Source organism: Flavobacterium psychraerolatum (assembly GCF_025960985.1).
In the GTDB taxonomy this organism is placed as follows: domain Bacteria; phylum Bacteroidota; class Bacteroidia; order Flavobacteriales; family Flavobacteriaceae; genus Flavobacterium.
Genome location: NZ_JAOQMX010000004.1, coordinates 70,316 through 92,563 on the forward strand (window position 1 = coordinate 70,316; position 22,248 = coordinate 92,563).

General features: G+C 33.4%; 15 protein-coding genes. 12 read left to right on the forward strand and 3 right to left on the reverse strand.

Annotation, left to right across the window (positions count from 1 at the left end):
* Window positions 1–32 precede the first annotated feature (32 nt).
* The 6 genes from porZ to M2326_RS02885 all read left to right on the forward strand — a co-directional run bounded on the left by porZ (window position 33) and on the right by M2326_RS02885 (window position 9,293).
* Window positions 33–2,312: a type IX secretion system anionic LPS delivery protein PorZ gene (porZ, locus tag M2326_RS02860; protein WP_264618043.1), complete on the forward strand. Its 2,280-nt coding sequence runs from the start codon at window positions 33–35 to the stop codon at window positions 2,310–2,312.
* Between the two features lie 31 nt (window positions 2,313–2,343).
* The gene (locus M2326_RS02865; RefSeq protein ID WP_264618044.1) at window positions 2,344–3,417 is read left to right on the forward strand and encodes an acyltransferase family protein; all 1,074 of its coding nucleotides are present in this window, start codon (window positions 2,344–2,346) and stop codon (window positions 3,415–3,417) included.
* A gap of 48 nt (window positions 3,418–3,465) precedes the next feature.
* Complete coding sequence (recO, locus tag M2326_RS02870; protein ID WP_264618045.1) at window positions 3,466–4,179, forward strand: DNA repair protein RecO; 714 nt, start codon at window positions 3,466–3,468, stop codon at window positions 4,177–4,179.
* A gap of 528 nt (window positions 4,180–4,707) precedes the next feature.
* A complete protein-coding gene (gene ileS, locus M2326_RS02875; RefSeq protein ID WP_264618046.1) occupies window positions 4,708–8,109 on the forward strand; it encodes an isoleucine--tRNA ligase in 3,402 nt (1,133 codons plus the stop codon).
* 7 nt (window positions 8,110–8,116) lie between these two features.
* Entirely contained in the window at window positions 8,117–8,497 is a 381-nt protein-coding gene (locus tag M2326_RS02880; RefSeq protein ID WP_264618047.1) for a TraR/DksA family transcriptional regulator, read from the forward strand.
* Between the two features lie 190 nt (window positions 8,498–8,687).
* Complete coding sequence (locus tag M2326_RS02885) at window positions 8,688–9,293, forward strand: lipoprotein signal peptidase (RefSeq protein ID WP_264618048.1); 606 nt, start codon at window positions 8,688–8,690, stop codon at window positions 9,291–9,293.
* Window positions 9,294–10,013: 720 nt separating this feature from the next.
* Here the strand turns inward: M2326_RS02885 and M2326_RS02890 are convergent.
* Window positions 10,014–10,583 (reverse strand): 5-formyltetrahydrofolate cyclo-ligase, encoded by a 570-nt coding sequence (locus M2326_RS02890; protein ID WP_264618049.1) that lies wholly within the window; start codon window positions 10,581–10,583, stop codon window positions 10,014–10,016.
* Entirely contained in the window at window positions 10,570–11,547 is a 978-nt protein-coding gene (locus M2326_RS02895; protein ID WP_264618050.1) for a succinylglutamate desuccinylase/aspartoacylase family protein, read from the reverse strand. The genes M2326_RS02890 and M2326_RS02895 overlap by 14 nt, the downstream gene beginning before the upstream one ends.
* Before the next feature lie 365 nt (window positions 11,548–11,912).
* On the opposite strand from M2326_RS02895, the gene uvrC reads away from it, so the two are divergent.
* The 4 genes from uvrC (at window position 11,913) to M2326_RS02915 (ending at window position 18,487) form a co-directional block, all read left to right on the forward strand.
* On the forward strand, window positions 11,913–13,724 hold the full coding sequence (gene uvrC, locus M2326_RS02900) for an excinuclease ABC subunit UvrC (RefSeq protein ID WP_264618051.1): 1,812 nt from the start codon (window positions 11,913–11,915) through the stop codon (window positions 13,722–13,724).
* Window positions 13,725–13,733: 9 nt separating this feature from the next.
* Window positions 13,734–15,974 carry a patatin-like phospholipase family protein gene (locus M2326_RS02905; protein WP_264618052.1) on the forward strand — a complete coding sequence of 747 codons (2,241 nt, stop codon included), beginning with the start codon at window positions 13,734–13,736 and terminating at the stop codon, window positions 15,972–15,974.
* A gap of 456 nt (window positions 15,975–16,430) precedes the next feature.
* Window positions 16,431–17,204, forward strand: coding sequence for a DUF3108 domain-containing protein (locus tag M2326_RS02910; RefSeq protein ID WP_264618053.1), 774 nt, complete (start codon window positions 16,431–16,433; stop codon window positions 17,202–17,204).
* Between the two features lie 59 nt (window positions 17,205–17,263).
* The gene (locus M2326_RS02915; protein WP_264618054.1) at window positions 17,264–18,487 is read left to right on the forward strand and encodes a M23 family metallopeptidase; all 1,224 of its coding nucleotides are present in this window, start codon (window positions 17,264–17,266) and stop codon (window positions 18,485–18,487) included.
* Between the two features lie 41 nt (window positions 18,488–18,528).
* On the opposite strand, the gene M2326_RS02920 is transcribed toward M2326_RS02915, so the two are convergent.
* On the reverse strand, window positions 18,529–19,491 hold the full coding sequence (locus M2326_RS02920; RefSeq protein ID WP_108739654.1) for an IS30 family transposase: 963 nt from the start codon (window positions 19,489–19,491) through the stop codon (window positions 18,529–18,531).
* A gap of 357 nt (window positions 19,492–19,848) precedes the next feature.
* On the opposite strand from M2326_RS02920, the gene M2326_RS02925 reads away from it, so the two are divergent.
* Window positions 19,849–20,277 (forward strand): hypothetical protein, encoded by a 429-nt coding sequence (locus tag M2326_RS02925; protein ID WP_264618055.1) that lies wholly within the window; start codon window positions 19,849–19,851, stop codon window positions 20,275–20,277.
* Between the two features lie 278 nt (window positions 20,278–20,555).
* A complete protein-coding gene (gene pgi / locus M2326_RS02930; protein WP_264618056.1) occupies window positions 20,556–22,199 on the forward strand; it encodes a glucose-6-phosphate isomerase in 1,644 nt (547 codons plus the stop codon).
* Window positions 22,200–22,248: the final 49 nt, after the last annotated feature.

Here is a 22,248-nt window from a genome sequence, read left to right on the forward strand (position 1 = left end):
GTTATATTTGCTCACCTAAATGAATGAAAATAATGAAAAAAATAACTTTAAGTTTTCTAACGTTATTAATAAGTCAATTGTGTTTGTCACAAAGTAATTTGTCTTGGCAGAGTTATTTTTCATATAATGAAATAAAGGATATTTCAGTTAGTGAAAATGTAGTATTTGCAGCCTCAGAAAATGCTTTGTTTTCTAAAAGTTTACTTTCAAACGAGATTAAAACGATAACTACGGTAGATGGATTATCTGGCGAGACTATAAGTGCAATGTATCATGATATCTTATTAAATAAGACTATGGTAGGCTATGAAAATGGGTTAATTGTAGTAATCGATGATGCTAATGGTAAAATTTTAAAAGTAGTTGATATTCTTAATAAGCAACTTCCGTCTACTGTAAAGAAAGTTAATCATTTTATGGAATATCAAGGGATTATTTATATTTCTTGTGACTTTGGGATTGTTCAGTTTAACTTGAAAACCATGCTTTTTGGGGATACTTATTTTATAGGGGACAATGGTATAGAAATTAGTGTAAGGCAAACAGCAGTTTTTAATGGATTTATTTATGCCTCGACATCAAGTGGGATAAAGAAAGCAGATGTTGCTAATAAAAATTTAGTAGATTTTAATCAATGGGTACAAGTTGCTACAGGCAATTGGACAGGGGTTGATTCTATTGGTAGTGAATTGGTTGCAGTAAATTCTTCGGGTAGCGTTTATAGATATAGCTCAAGTACTTTTGTAAATATTAGAGATTTAAATACTTACGTATATGACATAAGAGTTGAAGGTGATTATTTGTTACTAACCACTGATAGTACTGTTTTAATTTACAATAAGTCCCTTGCATTAATACGTCAGATAGATAATGGTCTTTTTCCAGTGGGCACCCAGTTTAGCTGTGCAACTATAATTGACGATAAAGTATATATTGGTACTACAGATAAAGGGCTTTATTTCACATCAATTTTAGAAGGCTCTATATTTGAAAACCTAACACCATCTGGACCTTTGAAGAATAATATTTTTGCTATTGATGCTGCTGCAAACTCATTATGGGCAGTTTTCGGGGGATATAATGTGCAGTACAATCCTTATCCTTTAACGAAATATGGAGTAAGTAAATTTAGTAAAAGTGGATGGCTAAATATCCCTTATAATGATGTTTTTGGGGCTAGATCGATTAGTCGTGTGATTATAAATCCATTAAATGAGAATCAGGTATATGCTAGTTCCTTTTTTTCGGGCTTATTGAAAATAGAAGAAGATGAGCCAACGATTTTGTACAATGAGAAAAATAGCCCTTTAAAATCCCTTGGTTCAGATCTAAGTTATATTGATATCCGTATTAATGGAACTGCTTATGACAAAGTAGGGAATTTGTGGGTAACAAATAGTTTGGTGGTAAATGGCTTGAAGGTACTTAAAGCTAATGGTGACTGGCAAAGTTTTTCGACCAATCCTATGTTGAATGATAATGCGGTAGATACAAATTACGGAAGAATTGCTATTGATAAAAATGACGTTAAATGGATTACAACTCATAATGCTGGAGTATTTGGTTTTAATGATAAAACGAATAGATTTAAAAATATAACTTTTGGAGAGACTTTGGGAGACTTACCAACAACAACCGTAATGGTAGTAAGCGTTGATAAAGATAATCAACTTTGGATTGGTACAAAAGTAGGTTTGAGAGTATTACCAAATGTAAATAGTTTTCAATCAGATGACCAATTAACAACCAAAGCGATAATAATTTTAGAAGATGGTCTTGCTCAAGAATTGATGTACGAACAATTTATTACAGATATTGTGGTAGACGGAGCCAATAACAAATGGATTGCTACGGCAGATTCAGGAGTGTTTTTGGTTTCTCCAGATGGTCAAACTACTATTTATCATTTCACAGCTGCAAATTCTCCTTTGCCAAGTGATGTAGTGAATGATGTTGCGATTAACGATACTACAGGAGAAGTTTTTATAGCAACATCAAAAGGGATGATCTCCTTCAAAGGAGTGGCTACAAAATCGAGTTCTGATTTGAGTAATGCTTATGTGTACCCCAATCCTGTTCGCCCAGGTTACCAAGGAACCGTGAAAATAGCAGGTTTAATAGATAAAGCAAATGTCAAAATTACCGATATAGAAGGGAATTTGGTTTACGAGACAACTTCTGAAGGGGGAACAATAGAGTGGGATACAACGGCTTTTGGTAAATACAAAGTTGCATCGGGTGTGTATATGATCTTTATTGCTGCCGAGGATGGAATTGAAACGAAAGTGAAGAAAGTAATGATTATTAGATAAATGATTAAAAATATCAAAAAAAATAATTTTAATGAAACATCTTCCAAACTTGACAGCTATTCGTTTTATTTTATCAATTTTGGTTGTTATTTTTCATATTCCACAATTTTTTGAAAATAGAGGATTTCCCTTTTATAATGATTTGGCTATTTTTAAGAAAGGAGGAGAAGCGGTATGTGTATTTTTTTCTTTGAGCGGTTTTCTAATAATCAAGCAGCTCTATGAAGAGAAGAAAATAAAAAACACCATAAATATAAAATATTTTTTTACAAGAAGAGCACTGCGAATTTTCCCTTTGTACTATTTAGTTTTAATTTTTGGTTTTTTATATTATCGTACTATTTTGCCCTATTTTGGTTATAATTATGAAAATAACTATGATTTAATCACAGGGTTACTATTGTCAGTGACTTTTTTTTCAAATATTTTTTGTTCTTATGGACCCGGTGGTATATTAGAGATATTGTGGTCAATTGCAATTGAAGAGCAATTCTATTTTATTATTGCACCAGCATTTTTTATTTTACCTTTCAAAAAAATTCCGCTGTTTTTAGTGCTATTTACAGTAGCTTTTATTTTAATGTATTTTTCAGAAAATTTCATTTATTTAGTCCGTTATCAAATGTTGTTTTTTTATTTTTCGTTCAGTGGATTATTTGCTATACTGTTAAACCAGGCAAAAGTTCAATATCTATTTAGGAGGATTAGATATCCTATTTTGATTGTTGTTTTATTATATTTCGGAACATCTATCTTCAAAAATAATTTAAATAATATCTCATATCACCTCTTCAGTATGGTATTGTTTGGTTTAGCGATTTCAATTTTATCGCAAAAGCCAATCAAAATTTTAGAAAACCGAACTATCAATTATCTTGGAAAAATATCTTATGGTATTTATATGTTTCATCCAATTATTATGCAGTTTATTGGTTTAGCATATTTAAAAGTAATTCAAAAATTAAATCTATCAAGAATGATAGATATAGTAATGATTAACTTTTTAATCATTACTATTACGATAATTGTAGCGCACCTTTCATTTAAATATTACGAAAGTTATTTTCTAAATTTAAAAAAAAGGTTTAGAGCCGTATCAAAGTAAAAAAGATTTAAAATTGAATTTAAGTACTACCCTTTTAAAAACATCAAATTGCAAGTAAAAACCAAAGCAATCGTCCTCTCATCACTTAAGTTTCAAGAGAAAAGTTTAATAGTAAAATGTTTTACGCACTCTAGTGGATTGAAATCTTATTTTGTACGTTCTGCTTTTTCGGGTCGAAAATCAAATCAAAAAATTGCTTATTTTCAGCCCCTTTCGATATTAGAAATTGAAGCAGTACATAAAAATAAAGGAACCTTAGAACATTTCAAAGAAATTAAAATCAGTACGCCTTTTCAAACTATACATACCGATATTTTCAAGAGTACAATGGTGCTTTTTTTATCAGAAGTATTGTATCATTCGATACATGAAGAAGAAAAGAACGAGCTGCTTTTTGATTTCCTAGAAACAGCCTTATTGTGGCTTGATCATAATGATGAAATCGCTAATTTTCATTTAATTTTATTATTAGAAACTACTAAATATCTTGGTTTTTATCCAGATATATCAGATATTGATCAATCTTTTTTTGATATGAGAGACGGGCAGTTTACTCCTTTTATTGGTATAGATTCTCTCACAGAACACCAAACCAATTTGTTTAAAAAACTGGTAAGCTTGAAATTTGATAACAATCAAAAAATATTTCATGTGGTAGAAAGGCAAATTGTACTTAAGATTCTAATGGATTATTATCGTTTGCATTTGGATGGTTTTAAAAACCCAAAATCACTTGATGTTCTGAAAGAAGTTTTTTCTTAAGGAAATTCTTTCTACACTGAATAAAATAATTGAATTTAAGATCAAAGTTTACTCCCTCTGCCAGTTAGAAAGCTTTTTAAGATCACCTTAATAAATTTAAACGAAGTTGCGTTGTCCTTCTAGTTTTAAAAGGTAAATGCCATTTGTTAATTTCGACACGATTTGATTAAGTTGTTTTTTCTCTTTTACCTTTTTATCATCAATAATATAAGTCTTTCTAGTCGCATCTTAATTTTGTTTCATAAGTAGTATTTGATAACAGTGCAGCATTTTCTAACAAAATACATTATTAAGTTCCTTATGAAACAGATTTTGGGTCAAAAAGCAAGTGAAGAAAACATGATTATCGAAAAGATGAATGGATTGTACTTTTTTATTTAGTAGATGAAAAAGGTTATATAATCATCAAAAAATTAATAGTTAAAAAAATAATGTACAATAGCTTCAGTTGATGAAATTTCGACTTTCGACTTTCGACTTTCGGTTTAATTTCCTTACTTTCGCACTTCGATTAAAGAAAAGGATAAAATGAGTACAAAATTTACTGAATACAAAGGACTTGACTTGCCTACAGTGGCGTCAGAAGTACTTGATTTCTGGAAGAAAGAAAACATATTTGAAAAAAGTGTAACTACCCGTGAGGGAAACGAACCATTCGTTTTTTTTGAAGGTCCTCCTTCTGCAAACGGATTGCCAGGTATTCACCATGTAATGGCACGTGCGATTAAAGATATTTTTTGTAGATATAAAACTCAAAAAGGGTACCAAGTAAAACGAAAAGCAGGATGGGATACCCATGGTTTGCCAGTTGAGCTAGGTACAGAAAAAGAATTGGGAATTACCAAAGAAGATATTGGAACCAAAATTACGGTCGCAGAATACAACGAAGCTTGTAAGAAAACCGTAATGCGTTACACCGATGTTTGGAATGACCTTACCGAAAAAATGGGCTATTGGGTAGATATGGAAGATCCTTATATTACCTATAAATCCAAATACATGGAGACCGTATGGTGGCTTTTGAAACAAATCTACAATAAAGATTTGATGTATAAAGGCTATACTATTCAGCCTTATTCTCCAAAAGCAGGTACAGGATTGTCATCTCACGAAGTAAACCAGCCAGGAAGTTATAGAGACGTGACGGATACTACGATTGTTGCTCAGTTCAAAGCGTTAAATGAAACTTTACCGAATTCTTTTCAAGGATTTGGAGATATTCATTTTATGGCTTGGACTACAACTCCTTGGACATTACCGTCTAATACAGCATTAACAGTTGGTCCAAAAATCGACTATGTTGTCGTAAAAACCTTCAATCAATATACTTTTTCACCAATCAATGTGGTCTTGGCTAAGAATTTGGTCGGAAAACAATTTGGAAAAGGGTTCTTTGCAAGTACAGAAGAGACAGATTTTGAAAACTATAAAGGAGGAGACAAGAAAATTCCATTTCAAATCATCGCAGAAGCAAAAGGAGCTGATTTAGTAGGTATTCGTTACGAGCAATTAATGCCTTTGGCTTTGCCATATGAAAATCCAGAAAATGCTTTTAGAGTAATTTCAGGAGATTTTGTAACTACTGAGGATGGAACCGGAATCGTACATACTTCACCAACTTTCGGAGCAGATGATGCTAAAGTGGCCAAAGAAGCAACACCAGAAATCCCACCACTATTAGTTTTAGACGAAAATGGTACGCCAGTTCCTTTGGTTAACCTGCAAGGAAAGTTCATTGATGGAATGGGTGAGTACTCGGGAAAATATGTCAAAAATGAATACTATAATGATGGCGAAGCTCCAGAACGTTCTGTTGATGTAGAAATTGCCATTCGATTAAAAGAAGAAAATAAAGCCTTTAAGGTCGAAAAATATGTCCATAGTTACCCACATTGTTGGAGAACGGACAAACCTATTTTGTACTATCCATTAGATTCTTGGTTTATCAAAATCACAGAAGTTAGAGATAGAATGTTTGAATTGAACGAAACCATCAATTGGAAGCCAAAAGCAACAGGAGAAGGACGTTTTGGAAACTGGTTGAAAAATGCCAATGATTGGAATTTGTCTCGTTCAAGATATTGGGGAATTCCGTTACCAATTTGGAGAACCGAAGACAAACAAGAAGAAATCTTGATTGGTTCGGTTGGCGAGTTATATGAAGAAATAGAAAAAGCAATTGCTGCAGGTGTTCAGACAGAAAATCCATTCAAGGGATTTGAAACTGGAAATATGGACGAATCAAATTACGATATCGTTGATTTGCACAAAAACGTAGTCGATGCGATTACGTTGGTTTCTACTTCAGGTAAACCTATGAAACGCGAAGCCGATTTGATTGACGTTTGGTTTGACTCAGGAGCGATGCCCTATGCACAGTGGCATTATCCTTTTGAGAACAAAGAAAAAATTGATGGAAACCAAGACTTTCCAGCAGACTTTATTGCCGAAGGAGTTGATCAAACTCGTGGATGGTTTTATACCTTACATGCTATCGGAACATTAGTTTTTGATAAAGTAGCTTATAAAAATGTTGTTTCAAATGGTTTGGTGCTAGATAAAAACGGACAAAAAATGTCCAAGCGTCTAGGAAATGCTGCAGATCCATTTGTAACTTTAGCAGAATATGGTCCTGATGCTACGCGTTGGTACATGATCTCTAATGCCAATCCATGGGATAACTTAAAGTTTGATTTAGACGGAATTGCTGAAGTGCGTCGTAAGTTCTTCGGGACACTTTACAATACGTACTCCTTCTTTAGTTTATATGCTAATATCGATGGATTCCAGTACAAGGAAGCTGATATACCAATGAACGAAAGACCAGAGATTGACCAATGGATTATGTCTGAGTTGAATACTTTGATAAAAGACGTCGATGGTTTCTATGCTGATTATGAACCAACCAAAGCTGCTCGTGCTATTTCAGACTTCGTACAAGAAAATTTAAGTAACTGGTACGTGCGTTTGTGTCGTCGTCGTTTTTGGAAAGGTGAATATGCTCAAGACAAAATCGCAGCTTATCAAACTCTTTATACTTGTTTGTTAACAGTAAGTAAACTAAGTGCTCCTATTGCGCCATTCTTTATGGATAAGCTTTATAGAGATTTAACGTTGACTACACAAACAGAAGAATTTGATAGTGTACATTTGGCGAAATTCCCAGAATACGTTGAAAACTTTGTTGATAAATCCTTGGAGAGCAGAATGCAAAAAGCACAGACCATCTCATCTCTTGTTTTATCACTAAGAAAAAAAGAAATGATCAAGGTGCGTCAACCTTTGCAAAAGGTAATGATACCGGTACTTGACAACAGTCAAAGAGCCGAAATCGAAGCCATTTCAGACCTAATAAAAGCAGAAGTAAATGTTAAAGAAATACAACTTTTAGACGATGCCTCTGGAATATTAGTGAAGCAAATTAAACCTAATTTTAAAGCCTTAGGGCCTCGTTTTGGAAAAGATATGGGATTGGTTTCCAAGAAGATACAAGTTTTGTCAAATGACGAAATCAATCAACTGGAGCGTAGCGGAAGCTTTGTGATCGAGATTGCAGGAAATAACATAACTTTAACCTTGGAAGATGTTGAGATAACTTCGCAAGATATCGAAGGTTGGTTAGTCGCAAATTCAAACGGAATTACAGTAGCATTAGACATTGTAATTTCACCAGAACTAAGGAGTGAAGGGATTTCAAGAGAATTAGTAAATAGAATTCAAAATCTAAGAAAAGATTCTGGTTTTGAAGTGACCGATAAAATAAAAGTTCATTTACAAAACAACAGCGTGTTAGAAGCTGCTGTAAAAGAAAATATAAATTATATCAAATCTGAGACCTTGACCGAAGAATTAATTTTTATAGAAAAAATTGAAAACGGTACAGAAATTGAATTTGATGATATTAAAACATTAATAACGATTACTAAATAATAGGGTTATGGCAGATGAAGCTACAAAATACTCAGACGCTGATTTAGCGGAGTTCAAGGTGATTATTGTAAATAAGATAGACAAAGCACAGGCTGATTTAAACTTGATTAAAAGTGCTTATATGAATGATTTGAATAATGGTACAGATGATACATCACCAACATTCAAAGCATTTGAAGAAGGTAGTGAGACCATGTCAAAAGAGGCTAATTCGCAATTGGCTATTCGCCAAGAGAAATTTATTCGTGACTTGAAAAATGCATTGTTCCGTGTAGAGAATAAGACTTACGGTGTTTGTAAAGTAACGGGTAAGTTAATTGGTAAAGAAAGATTAAAAATCGTTCCTCATGCAACGATGAGTATTGAAGCCAAAAATCTTCAAAAATAACATCTGTAAAAGTATTATTTAACGCTCCTTTTGGAGCGTTTTTTTTGACAATACCAATCCAAGAGTGAAATAGTTTTCAATTGCATTGCAAAGATTTCAACTATATAGTTTTTAACTTAGTATGATTTGGACTAATTCATAAATTCGTTTGGTATAAAATGATTACTTTTACGCACTTAAAAATTTTATAATGTCATTAGCAAAAGCATACCTCTTAATCTTCTTTATTTTATTGATTGATCAAGTTTCAAAGATTTTTGTAAAAACCAATTTCATCCTAGGCGAAGAGGTTGAAATTTTTAACTGGTGCAAAATTCTTTTTGTTGAAAACGAAGGAATGGCTTGGGGTACTAGAATACCAGGCGAATACGGAAAGTTGTTTTTAACCGTCTTTAGGATTTTTGCTGTTGGTGGAATCGGGTATTGGTTGTGGGATTCAATAGAACAAAAACACAGTTCCAATTTCTTGATCATCGCCATTGCATTAATATTTGCAGGCGCCTTTGGTAACATCATTGACTCGGTTTTTTATGGGGTTATTTTTGACGATAGTCACTCACAATTGGCCACAATTTTTAGTGACCAACCCTACGGGACCTACTTTCATGGTAAAGTAGTGGATATGTTTTATTTTCCTATTTGGCGCGGTTTTCTGCCTGAATGGATACCTATGTGGGGCGGAAAAGAATTCACATTCTTCAACGCAATCTTCAACGTTGCCGATGTAGCCATTTCTACCGGGGTAGGAATCTTAATCGTATTCAATAAAAAAGCTTTTCATAAAGAAGGCTATTAATATGTAATTTAATAATTCATATAACGGGCAAGTTTCTAACTTGTCCGTTTTTTTTGTGGACTAAGGTCAGTTTGTAATATTTGTATTTTTAGGAGTGAAGTATTTATCAGTTTTAGGAAAATGGGGTTCCAGCTTTCCGCTATATCTTGTGGGGCATAAACGCTTGTTCCACAAGGATACCGCCCCAATCGGGATTAAAAGGGGATTGCTTTCTTGTATTTGTTACTTTTAAAAAATAATAATAATAAAACCACAACTCTTGCTTTGCTTTTGATGTAGTTCGTCAATTAAGACCTCCGTATTGGGATTCCGGTAGCACAATAGCTTACTATACTGCTAATTGTATTATTCTAATGTCATCTGTATCCAAAACATAAAAACCAAAAGTTATTGAGTGCAAATCAATAGTACTTGTGTCTTGAAATTGACCATTTTATTTTTTTTCAATAGCATCGATGATCAAAGTTTTTTTTGAGTTAGGAGTACTCGTAAACACTAATGTTTTGATGACATAGTCAACATACAGCTGATCAGTTGCAATGAGACTCGTGGTAGCTAAGTTGGTTCTAATTGGATAAATTTATGTAGCAATAGTGTTGTCGGTATAAGCTAAGTCTGTATCTACATTACATATTATGACGACAAAAAGGAGTTTGAGTTTTTTACGATTTTATTTTGATAAGTTCCTTAAAGGAATTTGCGCTGAATTTTATGTATACTCTAAAATGTATAAACCTTAAGAGGTGTTACACAATAATCCAAAGCAATATCAGATTCGAATATATCCTCTATAGTAGTTTCTGCTTCAAAGAAGGACAAGCCAATTTTGATAGTATCCGTTTTGCACTCAGATAAAAATTTATCGTAAAAACCCTTGCCGTAACCCACACGATGTCCTTTTTGATCAAAGGCTAATAAAGGAACAAAAACAACATCAATTTTGGATGAGGGCACTTCTAATCCGTCAATAGGTTCTGGAATGTTATATTGATTTTTTTTGATTTTGGTGTTGTCTGTCAATAAGTAATGGGTCATTTTTCGAGTAGCAAAATCGGCTCTAGAAATGATGATTTCCTTGTCTTTACCAGAGAGTAGGTGTAGAATTAATTCGGTGTCCACTTCATTGTGTTCTACAATGGGGAGGAAAATATGAAAATAGGTTTTATTCCAGATGGGAAATGCAATGAGTTTGTTGGCAATGGCTATGCTCATTTGTTCTGCTTGATTGGCTGTTACTGTTTGCCTCAATGCTTTGTATTTGGTGCGTAACTCTTTTTTATTGTGGCTCATTGTACAAGGTTTTGGAGATATGATAAACAGCATCCCCTTGATAAACTATGGGTGAATGGTTGGCATTGATAATGTAGCCGTCGTTGGGTGCTTTTACTTTTTGTTCAAACTTACCAAAAGGATCGGTAATTGTTGCTAGGACATCTCCCTTTTTGACAAATTGTCCAATTTTGTTATGGTCGTGAAGCATTCCTGAACTATTAGCTCGCAGCCAGATAGATTTTTTGATATAAATGCTTTCGGTTTCTTTGAATTCGATAGATTGTTTTGGGTCAAGCATTCCAAGGAAGGACAAAAAACGTTTAACACCTTCAATTCCGGATTGAGCAACATCGTCATTAATATTTAAAGATTTTCCACCCTCGAACAACAGCATTTTTACTTGGCTTTTTTGACAAGCATTTCGAAACGTACCCGAGATATTTTTGGAAAATAAAGTAAAGGGTGCGTTAAAGATATCGGCCAATTGTTTGAGTTCATCATTTCCAGGTACTAATCGGATTTGTGGAGCATTGAAACGGGAGGCTCCGCCAGCATGAAAATCGACTGCATAATCAACGTGGGGAATAATTTCGGTAAGAATGTGGTGTGCAAAGCGACTAGCAAGGGATCCTTTTTTACTTCCTGGGAAAACGCGGTTCAAATCACGTCCGTCAGGAAATTGACGTGACATATTAATGTATCCAAACATATTAATGATGGGAATACAAATGATGGTTCCTCGTTTGGGTCTGTTTATTTTTTTGGATATAATTTGACGTACGATTTCGATTCCGTTAATTTCATCCCCATGAATTCCTGCTGAAAAAAGTAGGGTAGGCCCGTCTATTTTGGATCGCTGAATAATTACGGGAATTTTTAGTTTGGCAGCATTGTGCAGTTTTGCAATTTCCATATCGATGGTTTTGCTTTGTCCAGGCAAAATAGTTTCCCCCAGTATTACTAACGGTTTGTGTTGTCTCATATCTTAAATAAAGCCTAAATGTAGAAATTATTATTTGAAATTCGTAATTTTGGATGAAACGACAAAAAATAGCGCTATTTTTTTACAAATAAAATTCATGGTTATAGATGTGACTTACGGCAAGTTTTTTGAGATTCTATTGTGAATAGCAATGAGTTGTTTTCTTGCGTGAGTGATAGGAGCTAGCTACCGAAGTAGCGCGGATAGCACGACAGTAGTAAGAAATGGGGCTTTGTACCCGCAAACTGTGGTAGCCCCATTTTTTACTGGTGGCACGCCCAAATGATAATTTGAAAATAGTTTAGGATTTTGTCCTAATGAAGCAATGAAATGGTGAGAAACCCATTTGATGAAATATAAAAATAATGCAAAAACCGCCTCTTGAACTTCAAATACAAACCTTGCCAGATGGGCCGGGTGTTTACCAATACTACGATAAAGACGGGAAAATTTTATATGTAGGTAAAGCCAAAAATTTAAAAAAACGCGTTTCATCTTATTTTAATAAAGTGCATGATAGTGCCAAAACGAATGTCTTAGTCAAGAAAATTGTGACTATCAAGCACATTGTCGTTCCCACAGAAACGGATGCTTTACTTTTGGAGAATAATTTGATTAAAACACTGCAGCCACGGTACAATGTATTGTTGCGGGATGATAAAAGTTATCCTTGGATTTGTATTAAGAAAGAACCGTTTTCGAGAATTTTTGCCACTAGGAGAATGGTAAAGGATGGTTCTGAATATTTTGGTCCTTATACCAGTTTTAAGACCGTACATACGATTTTGGAATTGATCAAAGAGTTGTATCCATTGCGTACATGTAATTTTGATTTGAGTAAGTCTAATATTGAATCTGGAAAATTTAAGGTGTGTTTAGAATACCATATTGGAAACTGCAAAGGCCCTTGTGAGGGTTATGAATCCTTGGAGGATTACCAACAGCAGGTAGATGCTATTCGGGATATTTTGAAAGGAAATTTCAAAAGTAGTATGAAGGATTTTAAAAAAGTAATGATGGACTTGGCTCAGGATATGCATTTTGAAGAAGCCCAAAAAATCAAAGAAAAAATTGCCATATTGGAGAATTATCAATCACGTTCTACGATTGTGAATCCAAAAATTACCAACATCGATGTTTTTTCTATTGTCTCTGATGAAGGGGCTGCTTATGTGAATTTTTTACAGATTGCGCATGGTGCGATTATACGCTCACACACGATGGAAATTAAAAAGAAACTTGATGAAAGTGACGAAGAATTGTTGGAATTGGCAATTATTGAGCTTAGGGAACGATTTAGATTGTTGTCAAGAGAAATCGTGGTTCCTTTTGCAGTTGATTTGGGAGAGAGCTTAAAAATTACAGTACCTCAATTAGGAGATAAGAAACAGATTCTTGATTTGTCGATTCGCAATGCTAAGTTTTATAGAATTGAACAATTGAAGCAATTGCAAATTGTAGACCCCGATCGTCACACCAATCGAATCATGGCGCAGATGCAAAAGGATTTGAGATTACCCATAGAGCCGAGACATATAGAGTGTTTTGATAACTCGAATATTCAAGGAACGAATCCAGTTGCGGCTTGTGTGGTATTTAAGGACGGGAAGGCGAGCAAGAAAGATTACCGCCATTTCAATATTAAAACGGTCGAAGGTCCTGATGATTTTGCATCGATGGAAGAAGTAGTGTACCGCCGCTATAAACGTTTGCTAGAGGAAAATGAACCTTTGCCGAATTTAATTATTATAGATGGTGGTAAGGGACAATTATCATCGGCTTTAAAAAGTTTGGATGCGTTAGAACTACGAGGTAAGATTGCCATAATTGGTATTGCCAAAAGATTGGAAGAGTTGTTTTATCCGGGAGACTCCGTCCCTTTGTATTTGGATAAAAAATCGGAAACTTTGAAGGTGATTCAGCAATTGCGAAATGAAGCGCACCGTTTTGGAATCACGCACCACCGAGACCGACGTAGCAAAGAAGCCTTGAACGGTTCTATAGAATCTATTCCTGGAATTGGTGAAAAGACGATGCTTACTTTGATTCAGCACTTTAAAAGTGTTAAAAGATTACAAATGGTATCCGAAAAAGAAATATCGGCGGTTATTGGTGTGTCCAAAGCCAAAAAAATAGTCGAATTTTACAAAACCCAAAAAGAACAGAAATCCACATAACGAAAAGAAATGATATTTAGTAAACCCCGACTTTTAATACTGCAGCAATTAAGTATCATAATTCTTTTACTGCTTGTTGGTTTTCAGACGATTGCACAGGAACAAAAAAGACCAAAAGTAGGTTTGGTTTTGAGTGGTGGAGGTGCCAAGGGTTTTGCTCATATTGGAGTTTTGAAAGTTTTGGAGGAGGCTGGTGTCAAGGTAGATTATATAGGTGGTACTAGTATGGGGGCAATCGTAGGAGGACTCTATGCAGCTGGGTACAATGCTAAGCAATTGGACTCAATCTTTAATGCAACCAATTTTGATGAGTTGCTAAGCGATTATATCCCTAGAGAATCCAAGAATTTTTATGAAAAAGACAATGATGAAAAATATGCTTTGGTGCTGCCTTTTAATAAATTCAGAATTGGGATTCCGCAGGCAATTTCCAAGGGGCTTTATAATTTTAATTTACTAAGTAAGCTGACTAGAAATGTTAAATATGTAAAGGATTTTAATAATTTGCCTACACCATTTCTATGTATTGGTTCTAATATCGAAACTGGAAAGCAGGTGGTTTTGAATAAAGGAAATTTGGCGCAAGCCATGCTTATTAGTGCTGCATTCCCCTCTTTGTTTTCTCCTATAGAATTGAATGGCGAATTGTTAATTGATGGTGGAGTGACTAACAATTACCCGATAGACGAAATAAAAGCATTGGGAGCTGACATTATTATAGGTGTAGATGTTCAAGATGATTTGCTTTTAAAAAATTCTTTGAATGATGCCACAAAAATATTAGTGCAGATTACGAACCTACATTCGATTGAAAAAATGAAAAGTAATATCCAACGAACGGATATTTACATTAAGCCTAATATTAAAAATTATGGCGTAATTTCATTCGATCAAGGAGCAGAAATTGTGAAAAAAGGGGAGGAAGCCGCTTTTTCTGTTTATGAAAAATTAAAAGCCTTAACCGAAAATGAAGACCCTTATTTGAAACCTCCTTTGAAGTTGGTCACAGAAGAAGTTTCTATTCATAGTATTAATTGTAATGATTTAAATAATTATACTAAAGAATATATCACTGGAAAATTGAGATTTAAGGCAGGATCCGAAATAACGTATAAACAACTAGAAAAGGGAATTAATAATATTGATGCAACACACAATTTTAGTAGTATTGATTATTACTTAACTCCTAATAGTGAAGGAGGGGATGATTTAAATCTAGTCCTAAAAGAGGAGCCGATTAAGTCCTATTTGAAATTTGGACTGCATTATGATGAGTTGTTCAAAAGTGGGGTATTGATTAATCTTACCCAAAAGAAACGCTTCTTTAAAAACGATATCGCTTCTTTGGATCTTGTTTTGGGGGATAATGTGCGTTATAACTTTGATTATTATGTAGAAAACGGTTATAATTTTAGTGTCGGTTTTAAATCAAGCTTTAATCAGTTTAATAAGAATGTAACCAATGATAGAGGTAATTTGGACTTTACAGCATTGGGAGGTGCGACAACTATAAATATTGATTACTCTGATATAACCAATCAAATTTATTTTCAGTCTTTGTTTTTGCAACAATTTTTGTTAGGTGGTGGACTAGAGTTGAAACATTTGAAAATTAAGTCGGAAACTTTGGCAAATGTTAACCCAATAATAGACAATAGTAATTATGTAAGTGCTTTTGGGTACTTGAAATACGATAGCTTGGATGATAAACATTTTCCAAGAAAAGGATGGTATTTCTCTGGGAATATGCAGTCCTATCTATATTCTAATGATTATACCAAGTCTTTCAATCCTTTTACAATCATGAAGGGTGATTTCGGATTTGCAGCAGCCATTACTCAGGATTTTACTTTTACATTCAGGACCGATGCAGGTTTTTCTGTAGGGGATAGAAGTGTTCCTTTTCTAAATTTTGTTTTAGGGGGTTACGGTTTTAATCCAATTAATAACTTTAGACCTTTTTATGGGTATGATTTCTTTGGGTTGGCAGGAAATAGTTATATAAAATCAACTCTTAATTTTGATTATGAATTTTATAAAAATAATCATATTAATTTTTCTGCCAATTATGCCAACTTAGGTGATAAGATTTTTAATAATGTAAATGACTGGGTGTCAGTTCCTAAATATTCTGGGTATGCAGTGGGTTATGGTTTGGAAACAATAATTGGTCCCATCGAAATCAAGCATACTTGGACACCTGATAATTCCAAAGGATATACTTGGATTAGTGTTGGTTTCTTGTTCTAAAAGCGTATTGTTTAATCATAATATCTATTATATAGCTTAATCGCAATGGTTTTAGAGTATAATTATAAGGATAATATAAAAAATAGCTTTTTTTTATAATATGTAAAAAAATAACCGTTTTTATGAATCAACTTGATAAATCGTATCAATTTTATGTATTTTGGTGTATAATATTCAATGTTGTTAGCTAACTTTGTAATCACAAAACGGAAGGGGTGGTTTCCTTCCTATTTGATATAAATTTCATAATTTATAGTTTTTTGGTTAGTTAATAGTATAAAAACTCAGTCATTATTTGACTGAGTTTTTATGTTTTAATATATTTGGAACAAAATTTGTACTCCTAGTCAATAAATTAAGTAAATTATGAAAGAAGCATTATCTAAAATTGGTTATTGAATACCAATGTAGAAGTGCAAATTTCATAAGGCTGATAAAATCATTAAATATCTTCCTATGAAAAAGTTAATATTCTTCTTATTATTGATAACCACCTTCGGTTTTAATACTCCAAGAGACGATGCCTATGATGCAGGTGAATGGTTTAAATTTAGAATTCATTACGGTATTATAAATGCAGGTTACGCAACACTTGAAGTTCAAGATGCAGTCGTTGATCACAAAAAAGTTTTTAAAGTAACAGGGAAAGGCTATACCACAGGAATGTCTCGTTTCCTTTTTAAAGTTGACGATTTATACGAAAGCTATATTGATAAAGATTCGGGAAATCCGTATTTGTTTACTCGAAAGATTAATGAGGGCGGTTATACCAAAAATCAACAAGGATTTTTTAATCAATCATCCAATAAAATTTTGGTTAAAGATTATAAAAACAAAAACGAGAAAACGTTTGCAATACCAGACAACACACAGGATATACTTTCTGCTTTTTACTATTTAAGAAATCATCCAAATATTGATAAATTAAAAATAGGTGAATCTATTGCAATCGACATGTTTTTTGATGAAGAAACCACAAAATTTAAGTTAAAGTACATAGGTCGTGAAGATATTAGTACTAAATTTGGAACCGTTCCTTCGATGGTTTTTCGCCCGTTGGTACAATCTGGTCGAGTATTTAAAGAAGAAGAAAGTTTAACAGTTTGGATTTCTGATGATGAGAACAGACTTCCTGTTCGAATAAAAGCCAATTTAGCCGTAGGCTCCATAAAAGCAGATTTAGATGGTTTTAAAGGTTTGAATAATCCTTTTAAAATCAAGGCTAAATAATCTTACTTTCGTAAAGAGAACCTAAAAATAAGTTAGAATCATAATAAAGCAATCCAAGTTTGAATAAAATAGTCTCCCTTATCATCGTATTAATTACGCTTATCTCATGCAATAAATCAGAAGAAAAGGTTGTGAAACCAAAAGCAGTTGTACCCAAAGTAGAATTTTCTGATTTTGGATTTAATTATGCTGACTTCAATGTCATTCAGGATACAGTTAAGAAAGGGGATACTTTTGGAACTATTATCGAAAAACAAAATATTGGCGACCGCAAAGTTTATGATATTGTACAAGCTGTAAAAGATACTTTTGATGTTCGTGTCATTCGTCCAAACAAAGCCTTTACAATGTTGCGTTCCAAAAACAAAAGTAACAAGCTGGAAGTTTTTGTGTATCAGCCCGATGCTTTAAATTATTATATTTTTGATTTTAGAGATTCCATTGTTGTGGCGCACAAAAAAACAAGACCTATTACTATTCGAGAAAAAATAATTGGAGGTGTTTTAAAAGGTTCATTATCTGAAACCTTAGATAACGCCAAAGTTTCTACTGGATTAGCCAGTCAAATTACCAAAGTCTATTCGTGGACTATTGATTTCTTTAAATTAAAAAAGGGAGACCGATTCGGAATTATTTTTACAGAAAGGTTTGTAAATGACTCTGTCTATAATGGAGTAGATGAATTAAAAGGAATGTTTTTTGAGTATAAAGGTAAAATCAGTTATGCTTTTCCATTTGTGAAAGACCTATCAACTGGAAAAATCGATTATTACGACGAGGACGGAAAAACCCTGAAGAATTTATTTCTAAAAACGCCAATCAAGTTTAGTCGGATCTCTTCTCGATTTTCAGGCAATCGTTTTCACCCTGTACAACACCGATGGAAAGCGCACAAAGGAACAGATTATGCAGCGCCTACGGGTACTCCCATTACAACAACAGCTGCAGGTGTAGTTGAAATGGCGGGTTATACGGCTGGAAATGGAAATTTTGTAAAAGTGAAACACAACGGAACTTATTCTACCCAATATTTACACATGTCTAAGATATTAGTGCGTCGAGGTCAAAGAGTAACACAAGGACAAGTAATTGGTAAAGTAGGAAGTACTGGTTTGGCAACTGGTCCTCATGTCTGTTATCGTTTCTGGAAAAATGGGGTCCAAGTAGATGCTTTAAAACTAAATCTCCCTACTGGTGAACCCATGACAGGATCAGATAAATCAAGATACTTAGAAGCCATTGCACCTCTTAAAAGGGAATTGGATAGTATAGGGGATTTGTAAAAATTTTTTTTAAATGGTGGATTCAATTAACAAATGCAACCTTATGCACATTGTTTAAGTTTTTGCTCAAAAATTTCATTTGGACTTTTAAAACCAAATCTTTTTCTGGGTCTGTTATTTAATTTATTTGTTACTCTTAAAACCTCTTCTTCTGTTATTAAATCAAAGTTATATTTTTTTGGAAAATATTGTCTTACTAAACCATTTAAATTTTCATTAGCACCTCTTTCCCAACTGCAATATGGGTTGGCAAAGAAGTATGAGATTTCTAATATTTCAGATACTTTTTTATGGTTAGCGAACTCTTTCCCATTATCAGATGTAATGGTGTGCAAAATGGGTTTCCAATCCATTAATAATTCAATTAATTTCTCCTGAATTTCTTGTGATTCCTTACTGTTTATTTTAGCCATTTTAAGCACACCTGATGCTCTGTCATTTATTGTTAACAAAGCTCCTTTGTGATTTTTACCTATTACCAAATCAATTTCTAAATCCCCAATTCTTTGCTTTTCTTCTACAACCAACGGCCTGTTTTCAATACCAACTCTATCTTTAATAATACCTCTTGAGCCTTTTAAAGCCCCTCTTTTAGCATATCGCTTTCCTTTTGTGCGTAGGTGCTTATAATGTTGTCCGCCTTTCTTTTTGTCGCTCCAAATGAATTGATAAATTGTTTCAATCGAAACACATTCAAAGTTTTTATCACTGCAATATCCTACTATTTGTTCAGGACTGAAATCTTCTTCTAAAAGATGAATAACACGTGCTTTTATCTGTTCAGTAAAGCGTATTTTCTTAGCTTTTTCATGCTGTCGAATACTGGCCTTACTTTGGGCTAACTTAGCTTTATAAACATTATTTCTTTGATCGGAATTTCTGGATAGCTCTCTTGAAATTACAGATTTATCTCTACCTATAAACCCTCCAATTTTACTCATTGAAAATCCTTGTGAACGAAGTGTAGCAATTTCGTATCTTTGTTCAATCGTTAAATGTGACATCTTTTTTTTGTGCTTAGTAACCCAAAAATAAGAGAAATTTTTTTCGTAGCCTACTGATAAGTCTTGAAGATCTAGATCTTCAAGACTTATCAGTAGGCTTTATTTAAACAAATAAGGAGTGTTGCATTTATCACTTGAATCTAAGAATTAAAAAGAGAATCATTATTTGTCAATAGTGATTCTCTTTTTTGTAATCTTAAATGTTTGTTTTGGTGTAATTTTATGACACTTTATTCTTTATTTAAAATTGCAATTAAATCTTATATTTGATAGTGTAAGTTTTTGTGTATAGCATCAAATACGAGTTAAGGAACTTGATGAACCTGTTATTGTACTATTTTAAATAAATTGAAGTTAATGAAAAATGACATTGATTATCTGTATCAAAGAGCAACTGTAATAATTCATTTTTTAGTTTCGAAAAGTAAAGACGATTCGATTATTCGACAAGTTGAAACAGTTGTAAACGTCGCTTATAGGAATAAGAAAGTAAAAGATTTAAAGAGTTTATCCAGAGATTTAAATTCTTGGGCAAATGGTTTGTCTCGGAATGATGGTAAAGAACTCGAGCTAATTTTGAAAGATAGGTTTCAAGATACTTTGTCTGGTGATGCAATTACAATCAATGCTATTCAAGAACTATTGAATAATGGAAAAATTGTAAACGAAGAATCATATAGAATTATTTATGAATATTTACTGGAAATCTCAAAGGAGGATTTTTTTTATGAGAGAAAAACAGTTTTAGAGAATTTAATTAAAGAATGTGATTCTACTCAAATCTAAATTATTTTATTCTCTAAAAAGTACAGTGAGCGTTGTGCTTTTTTTTGGTTTTTAAGTAATTTTCTAAATACAAAACAATAATAACCTTTTAGCCCCGACTGGAGCGGCATCCTTGTGGGGGCTTCTGTTTTGCCCCCACAAGATATAGCGGAATGCGGGAAACCAATTGATTGAAAGTGCTAAATTTTTTGCTCCTTAAAAAAACAACTAAGAGGAAATAAATCAGTTTAAAGTATTTTCAGTATTTTTACATTTATTAAAAACTTGAACTAAAAAAAATGGCTTTACAAACAAACAATCCAACAGCAACTGCTGCTTGGAGTAAGCTTCAAAAACATTTTGATGCAATACAAGATATTTCGATGCAAGAAATGTTCAAAGAAGATACTTCTAGAACACAAAAATTTAATATTCAGTGGGATAACTTCTTAATAGATTATTCTAAGAACAATATCAGCCAAGAAACCATGACCTTATTGGTAGAATTGGCAAACGAAATGGGTTTGAAAGAAGCTATTGCTGATTATTTTGGTGGTGCCATAATTAATAAAACCGAAAATAGAGCTGTACTCCACACGGCTTTGAGAGCCAAAGAGTCTGAAGTAGTTACCGTAAATGGGGTAAATGTAATTCCGGAAGTGTATGAAGTAAAAGCAAAAATAAAAGCATTTACTAATGAAGTAGTTTCAGGACAACGCACGGGATATACAGGCAAAACGTTTACAGATGTGGTAAACATTGGAATTGGTGGATCTGATCTTGGGCCTGCAATGGTGGTAGAAGCCTTGCAATTTTATAAAAATGATTTGAATGTTCATTTTGTGTCCAATGTAGATGGAGATCATGTAAACGAAATTATCAAGAAATTAAATCCAGAAACAACACTTTTTGTAATTGTCTCTAAAACGTTTACTACTCAGGAAACTTTGACGAACTCAGAAACGATTCGTAAATGGTTTTTAACCTCTGCCAAACAAGAGGATGTGGCCAAACATTTTGTTGCTGTTTCTACCAATTTGGAAAAAGTAACTGCATTTGGAATCAATCCTGATAATGTATTTCCAATGTGGGATTGGGTTGGAGGGCGTTTCTCATTATGGAGTGCTGTAGGTTTGACGATTAGTCTAGCAGTTGGTTATGATAATTATGAACAATTGTTGGAAGGGGCAAACGATATGGATTCCCATTTTAAGGAAACTGAATTTGATCAAAATATACCCGTAATTTTAGCATTACTAAGTGTTTGGTACAACAACTTTTTTGGAGCTGAGAGCGAGGCTTTGATTCCTTACACACAATATTTACAAAAACTAGCGCCATACTTACAACAAGGTACTATGGAGAGTAATGGTAAAAGTGTAGGGCGTGACGGGAAACCTGTAGACTACCAAACGGGAACTATAATTTGGGGAGAGCCAGGGACCAATGCGCAACACGCCTTTTTTCAATTGATTCACCAAGGGACCAAATTGATTCCTTCGGATTTCATTGGATATGTGAAACCACTTTACGGTGATGAAGATCACCATGATAAATTGATGTCTAATTTCTTCGCCCAAACCGAAGCACTTTTGCATGGTAAAACATCAGCACAGGTACAAGCAGAGTTTGACAAGCAAGGACTAGATGCCGCTACTGCAGCTTATTTATTGCCTTTCAAAGTGTTTACAGGAAACAAACCGACCAATACAATTTTGATCGAAAAGTTGTCTCCAAGAACACTAGGTTCATTAATTGCAATGTACGAGCATAAAATTTTTGTTCAAGGAATTATTTGGAATATTTTTAGCTTTGATCAATGGGGAGTAGAGTTAGGGAAACAATTGGCTAACTCCATTTTATCAGAGATTAATAGCAAGACGGTAAAAGAACACGATAGTTCTACTTCTTTTTTATTAAATTATTTTTTTAAAAATAAGTAAGAATAATATAGCTTATTAAATAGTTGTTAAATTACAAAGGCCTTAACGT

Coding starts and splice junctions, on each gene's coding strand:
- M2326_RS02920 (WP_108739654.1), bottom strand. CDS start 19,491: ATGTCACATTTAACGATTGAACAAAGATACGAAATTGCTACACTTCGT.
- M2326_RS02880 (WP_264618047.1), top strand. CDS start 8,117: ATGGCAGATGAAGCTACAAAATACTCAGACGCTGATTTAGCGGAGTTC.
- uvrC (WP_264618051.1), top strand. CDS start 11,913: ATGCAAAAACCGCCTCTTGAACTTCAAATACAAACCTTGCCAGATGGG.
- M2326_RS02925 (WP_264618055.1), top strand. CDS start 19,849: ATGAAAAATGACATTGATTATCTGTATCAAAGAGCAACTGTAATAATT.
- M2326_RS02910 (WP_264618053.1), top strand. CDS start 16,431: ATGAAAAAGTTAATATTCTTCTTATTATTGATAACCACCTTCGGTTTT.
- porZ (WP_264618043.1), top strand. CDS start 33: ATGAAAAAAATAACTTTAAGTTTTCTAACGTTATTAATAAGTCAATTG.
- M2326_RS02890 (WP_264618049.1), bottom strand. CDS start 10,583: ATGAGCCACAATAAAAAAGAGTTACGCACCAAATACAAAGCATTGAGG.
- pgi (WP_264618056.1), top strand. CDS start 20,556: ATGGCTTTACAAACAAACAATCCAACAGCAACTGCTGCTTGGAGTAAG.
- M2326_RS02885 (WP_264618048.1), top strand. CDS start 8,688: ATGTCATTAGCAAAAGCATACCTCTTAATCTTCTTTATTTTATTGATT.
- M2326_RS02905 (WP_264618052.1), top strand. CDS start 13,734: ATGATATTTAGTAAACCCCGACTTTTAATACTGCAGCAATTAAGTATC.
- M2326_RS02865 (WP_264618044.1), top strand. CDS start 2,344: ATGAAACATCTTCCAAACTTGACAGCTATTCGTTTTATTTTATCAATT.
- M2326_RS02895 (WP_264618050.1), bottom strand. CDS start 11,547: ATGAGACAACACAAACCGTTAGTAATACTGGGGGAAACTATTTTGCCT.
- ileS (WP_264618046.1), top strand. CDS start 4,708: ATGAGTACAAAATTTACTGAATACAAAGGACTTGACTTGCCTACAGTG.